This is a genomic window from Globicatella sanguinis NBRC 15551, assembly GCF_001552295.1.
GTDB classification, from domain to species: domain Bacteria; phylum Bacillota; class Bacilli; order Lactobacillales; family Aerococcaceae; genus Globicatella; species Globicatella sanguinis.
In genome coordinates this window covers 33,087-39,086 of record NZ_BCQX01000003.1, presented here as the reverse complement: position 1 = coordinate 39,086, position 6,000 = coordinate 33,087, and the positions used below count along the sequence as shown (strand labels likewise).

Below are 6,000 nucleotides of genomic sequence, written 5' to 3'. Positions count from 1 at the left end.
GCATATCATATGAATAAGAAGCATTGGGTGAGTGTGATAGTGGATGGAAAGATTAATCTAGAGCAATTACAGGCATTAATCCGACAAAGTTATCAATTGGTGGAAGGTTGAGTAAATATAACAAAAAATACTATGAATCAATTTGAAAATAGATCGGCTTTGTGTTGATACAACTGAATCGGAAAACTTACCGACCAATAGGCAGTGCTATCATATTTTATTATGTTGATAAGGTGTTATTTTTGTTAATAGTCTCAAATATATTTATAATAAAAGGTAGTACATTAATACAGAGGAGAAACTAAGATGCTAAAACAATATAAGTTTGACGGAAGCGAAAAATTGAATATAAAAAAGATTCCAACCAATGCGGCAGAGGATAAAGCAGAACGCGAAGAAATTGAGGCGAAATTTTCCGAAAATTTATTGAAAATGGAAGAACTCCAAGAAAAACTATATGCGGATGGCCGTGAAGGTGTCATTGTGGTGATTCAGGCTTTAGACGCTGCCGGTAAAGATTCAACCATTAAACATGTGATGACGGGGTTTAACCCACAAGGCGTTTACGTGGAAAGTTTTAAAGTTCCAAGTGAAGAAGAAGCAGCTCATGATTTCTTATGGCGTATTCACCGACATGTGCCGGAGCGTGGCGATATTGTAATCTTCAATCGAAGCCATTATGAAGAGGTCTTAACTGTTCAAATTAATGATATTCATAAAGGCTATCGTTTAGCTGATCGTGTGAAAAATGATAGTGATCAGGAATTCTTCAAAAAACGTTATCGTCAAATTCGAGATTTTGAAGAATATTTATATGAAAATAGCTATCGAATCGTCAAAATTTACTTAAATGTTTCAAAAGCAGAGCAAAAAGAACGCTTTTTAGAACGGATTGAACGTCAAGAGAAGAACTGGAAGTTTAATGCAGGGGATTTAGATGTGCGTGATCAATTTGATACTTATTTAGAAACTTATGAAAAGGTGATAAATGAAACGGCTACAAAACATAGCCCATGGTATGTTATTCCCGCAGATCAAAAGTGGTATACGCGTTACTTAGTATCTGAAATTATGCTTGATTTATTAAAAGAAATAGATCCACAATTTCCAGAAGTGTCAAAAGAACAAATTGAAGCCATGGAAGAAAGTAAAAAACGTTTATTAGAAGAAAAATAAAGAGAATAATTGTTACCCAAAATATAAGAGGGGTAGGTATAGGAAGCGAAAATCATGGAATTTCTTCTTCTTACCTACTCCTTTTTTTCATAGCAAAAATAGTACTGACGGATGTTTTGCTAACAAGAGGCTGGGCATAAACTTGATAAATTTAGTCAAAATTATTATGCGTTAATTAATAGCAGTGTGATTGAGTGGTCTCAAACTGCGTCTTAATGTAGCTGAGATTTATCTTAAAAGTCCTGTCAAATTAACGAACACAACGTGATTGAATTGATAAAGTTTATGCCTATCCTTGATGCCCACTCTCCAATTGTTTGAGAAAACATTGATTAACCCAATTAAAAATCAGTTTTTTCTAATAATGAATGTTGCGTGCGATCAATTAATAATGCCCCAAGAGGCGCGGTAATGGTGATACCAATGACCGCCACTGATAAGATAAGTGGCCCTGTATTTAAGCCGACGGCTAAAGGAATAGCACCAATGGCAGCTTGCACCGTTGCTTTTGGTAAATAGGCAAAAATACAAAACACTTTTTCTTTAGCCGACAGTTTAGTGCCAAGTAAACTAAGGTAAACGCCTAAACTTCTAAAGATTAAGGCTAATAAAATAGTTAGTACCGCTTTAAATCCAGCAATACTTAAATAACGAATATCAACAGCTGCGCCCACTAACACAAATAACAATAATTCTGAAGCAATCCATATATTACCAAATTGTTTAGATAATTTTGTCGATTGAGGTATCGGACCACGCATTTTTATTACGCTCGCCATACTCATGACGGCTAGAAGACCCGAAATCGCAATGGTGTTAGCTAACCATTTTTCAATCGCTACGAGTATGAATGAAATAGCAAGCATTATAATGACTTTTTGAATCTCAGTTAAGCCAATGTTTGTATGAGCCCATTTGAAGAAAAGAAGTAATAGCCAACCTGTTAAAACCCCTAAGCCGACGCCGGCGATTATTGAGATAGGAATATTAAAGAAATCTTGATAATGGATGGCGCCACCTTGTGCCATGCTTAAAAAAGCAGTAAATAATATAATCACCACAATGTCATCGCATGAAGCACCCGCTAAAATGAGTTGAGGAATTTTCTGATTCGTACCGATTTTTTGTTCAATCAAATGTATCATTCTAGGTACGACCACAGCAGGAGATACAGCTGCCATGACAGCGCCCATGACAGCTGCATCAATAAGAGAAATACCTAATAACCAAGGGGCTATCAGTAAATAGCCAATAATTTCAATTGTTGCAGGCAAGAAACTCATCAGAACGGCAGGGCGTCCGACTTGTTTTAAATCCGATAAATCTAAGGTGAGCCCAGCTTTCAGTAAAATAATGATTAATGCCATTTTTCTTAAATCTGCTGAATTTTCGAGCAAAGCAGGTTCAAAGGCGTTCAGTAGATAGGGTCCGAGTAGAACACCGGCAAGTAACATACCAATAATACGTGGCAAACCAATTTTTTCAGCAATTGTTGCCATTAATAAGCCGCCTAGAAAGACGAAAGCTAAAGATGTTAACATAAATTAATCTCCTTCATTTATTAATTTGTTTCACGAAGGTATCCATAAAAAAGATGACCCCTGTGACATGCCAAATAAAGCGTCACAGAAGTCATCAGCAAATAACTGCGGTTTAGGTAACTTACCTAGGGAGAACCTCATTCCCTTTTGTTAATTAAGTATAGCAAAATCACGGTGGATGTCAATATCGGGTATCGTATAATGAATGCTCATTAAAAGCTAGGCGATGATAATGAAAAAAACAAGCTTTCAACGGACCTGAGTATATAAGATAGCTTTTCTAGGAGGAATAGGCAACATTTCTTAAAAATAGAAAGCGAAATATTATAACACTATTTATTGTAAGGGATTACACTTGCTATTGTATTGGGGATTTGATATCTTTTTCTTGAATGGAAAACTTTAGGGAGGTTTATCATGGAAAAGTTTAAAGCATATGTGGTTAGAGAAACAAATGGCGAGGTTACCTATAAAGTAGAGGAAGTGAACCTTCAATTTTTATATCAAGGCAATACCTTAATTAAGGCGGAATATTCTTCATTAAATTATAAGGATATGTTGGGTTTTAAAACTAAGGGAGGCGTTATTCGGCATTATCCAATGATACCTGGGATAGATGTAGCGGGTGAAATAGTCGAAGATCAATCGGGGAAATATCAAAAAGGTGATAAAGTCATCGTGATGGGAAGTAATATGGGAGTATCGACGACCGGTGGTTATTCAGAATATGTATCAGTTGATAGTGATTGGGTGGTGAAAGTGCCAGAGGGCATGACGACTAAAGAGGCCATGATTTATGGAACAGCTGGCTTTACTGCTGCTTATGCCTTGTTGTCACTGATTAACCATGGGATGGATGTGAATAAACAACCTCATATTTTAGTCACGGGAGCGACAGGCGGAGTGGGCTCCGTTTCTTTAGCAATCTTGAAAAAGTTAGGTTTTGACAAGATAACAGCTCTAGTAAGGAAAGATTATCAAGAAGAAATCGCCTTAAAATTAGGAGCCACTGAAGTAATTTGGCCAGAAGATTTAGGAACTGTTAAACCTTTAGCTTCAGCAAAATGGGATTATGTTGTAGATAATGTAGGGGGTGAACCGGCAGCAATTGCTTTAACTCAAATTGTCAATAATGGTGCCATGTCGATGTGTGGCAATGCGGCAGGTATTCAATTTAACACGTCTGTTTTGCCGATGATTTTAAGAGGAGTAACGATATTTGGAATTGATTCACTAGCAAGACCGGTGGCATTACGTAATCAAATTTGGGAGTTGTTATCGAATGAATGGAATGTCATTGATTCATTATTAGTAAATGAAGTGCCGTTTGATAAGTTAGACGAACCTTTATCGAAAATACGTGAGGGACAGCATTTAGGACGAACCTTAGTTGCGTTTTAAAACTGAAGAAAAAGGGTTCATAGCTTTCGCTTTCCATAACGATACGTACTTAAAAAGTAGGTTATAGTATAGGCCATAGCAAAAAGTTTGTTGTCGAAGCTATCGGTTTCAAAGGGTGTTTGATAAAATTCCATACAGTTTCTACTTTTTAGATAGACAATATACGGAGCTGAGCTATAATATATGTACCTATTATTTTAGACAGGATGATCGTAAATGAGTTATTTATATAAAAATACCTTTGAGACTCCCATTGGTACCATGACTAGTTTGGTGGCAGAAGACGGAATCTACTTTTTGCAGTTCGCTGATAGCCTGACATCAAAACGAATCGAGCGAGTTCAAAAGCAATATCAACGTAAAATTATTGAAGCAGATCATTTGATGAATTTGAAAGTGAAACAAGAGCTAAGCGAATACCTAGAAGGAACAAGAACTGAGTTTACAATTCCGACCATTATGAACGGCACGGTTTTTCAAACGAAGGTATGGAAAGCGTTAAAAAATATTCCTTACGGCACAACCTTAGATTATCAAGGGTTAGGTAAGGAAATTGGATATCCAAATGCCAGCAGAGCCATTGGTAATGCCAATAGTAGTAACCTTATGATGATTCTCATTCCTTGCCATCGTGTAATAAGATCCGATGGCTCAATAGGCGGATATGCCGGTGGAGTGAGTCGGAAGCAATCTTTATTAACTTTAGAAGAAAACTATATCGTATCAAAGAACCATTATAAAGTAGATTAAATAAAGAGGACAATAGTAACACCTATTGGTGATTGACTATTGTCCTTTTAACTATGTTTTTGGAACAAAACTTTTGCGAATCATTAATTCAGAATTAAGTAAAACGGTTTTAGTTGTTTTTCGATTATAGACAATTTGATCAACTAACATATCAATGGTAGTCTTTGCTATCTCTTCAGCCTCAATTCTGAAAGTAGTTAATGGGGGAGAAACGAATTTTGAAATATCATTATCGTTGATGCTAATGATTTCAATATTATCCGGAATATTGATTTGCAATTCATTAAAAGCTTGTAAACAGCCGATTGCAATCGTATCAGATGCAATAAAAATCGCTTCGGGCAGGTCGTCTTTCCATTTTGAAATATTATTTTTTACTAGATTATAACCTTGTTCTACAGAAAAGCGGCCTTCGCTCAAAATATATTTATCATTAAGTAGTCCCAGAGTTGAAAGATAATGACGAAAAGTTATCTCACGACTATCCATGTCAATTGTATCATTAAAATGATTGTAATATTTTCCACCGATAAAACCAATTTTTTGATAGCCTTTTTCTCTAAAATAATCAATCGCTTTGACTGTCATCCGATCGGTATCGGGCTTCACAGTATCAAAATAATCGGGTTCAGGATTAATTTCTAAAAAGACGCCCTTAGTATAGCTATTTTTTAATTTTTGTATTTCTTTTTCAGAAAAAGAACCCAAAGCAATAAAACCGGTAATATTTTTGGGAATAGAATCTAGACCTTTGTCTTGTTTGATTGTAAATATTTCCATATTATTCAATTTTGCATATTTCTCTAAATTAATTTTCAGATTGCGAAAATAAACGTCTTGCAATTCTTCCTCATCACTTATCCAAGATAGCACTGCAATTTTTTCAAGTGTCGTTTTAATCTTAGAGCGATCATATCCTAAAGTTAGGGCAGTATGGATTATTTTTTGTCTGGCCTCTTCGGTTATAGATAAGTTTTCGTCTCCTTTAAGTAGGCGAGAGACTGTCGCTGAAGAATACCCAGAATGGTATGCTATATCCTTAATTGTTGTCATTTGTTACCTCAATAAAAATTATTTTTATATTAGTTAGTAAAACTATTTACTAGAATTATAACGTTTTTATCATGGTTGT

At 35.5% G+C, this 6,000-nt stretch carries 6 protein-coding genes and 1 riboswitch; of the genes, 4 read left to right on the top strand and 2 right to left on the bottom strand.

Translation table 11 applies throughout. The features are described 5' to 3' along the window. Positions 1 to 9: 9 nt before the first annotated feature. Positions 10 to 111: an MmcQ/YjbR family DNA-binding protein gene (locus GSA01S_RS11230; protein ID WP_083513121.1), complete on the top strand. Its 102-nt coding sequence runs from the start codon at positions 10 to 12 to the stop codon at positions 109 to 111. Between the two features lie 195 nt (positions 112 to 306). Next, on the top strand, positions 307 to 1,176 hold the full coding sequence (locus tag GSA01S_RS00485; protein WP_066123593.1) for a PPK2 family polyphosphate kinase: 870 nt from the start codon (positions 307 to 309) through the stop codon (positions 1,174 to 1,176). 341 nt (positions 1,177 to 1,517) lie between these two features. Here the strand turns inward: GSA01S_RS00485 and GSA01S_RS00480 are convergent, their stop codons facing one another. Continuing rightward, positions 1,518 to 2,717: a cation:proton antiporter gene (locus tag GSA01S_RS00480; RefSeq protein ID WP_066123591.1), complete on the bottom strand. Its 1,200-nt coding sequence runs from the start codon at positions 2,715 to 2,717 to the stop codon at positions 1,518 to 1,520. A 78-nt stretch (positions 2,718 to 2,795) separates the two neighbouring features. After that, positions 2,796 to 2,871, bottom strand: a riboswitch (Fluoride riboswitch). A gap of 263 nt (positions 2,872 to 3,134) precedes the next feature. Here GSA01S_RS00480 and GSA01S_RS00475 point away from each other — a divergent pair. Together GSA01S_RS00475 and GSA01S_RS00470 are read left to right on the top strand one after the other, a co-directional pair. Then, positions 3,135 to 4,118, top strand: a complete 984-nt coding sequence (locus GSA01S_RS00475) for a YhdH/YhfP family quinone oxidoreductase (RefSeq protein WP_066123588.1) — start codon at positions 3,135 to 3,137, stop codon at positions 4,116 to 4,118. Between the two features lie 216 nt (positions 4,119 to 4,334). Then, complete coding sequence (locus GSA01S_RS00470) at positions 4,335 to 4,868, top strand: methylated-DNA--[protein]-cysteine S-methyltransferase (protein WP_066123585.1); 534 nt, start codon at positions 4,335 to 4,337, stop codon at positions 4,866 to 4,868. A gap of 51 nt (positions 4,869 to 4,919) precedes the next feature. Here the strand turns inward: GSA01S_RS00470 and GSA01S_RS00465 are convergent, their stop codons facing one another. After that, on the bottom strand, positions 4,920 to 5,921 hold the full coding sequence (locus GSA01S_RS00465; protein ID WP_066123582.1) for a LacI family DNA-binding transcriptional regulator: 1,002 nt from the start codon (positions 5,919 to 5,921) through the stop codon (positions 4,920 to 4,922). Between the last annotated feature and the right edge of the window lie 79 nt (positions 5,922 to 6,000).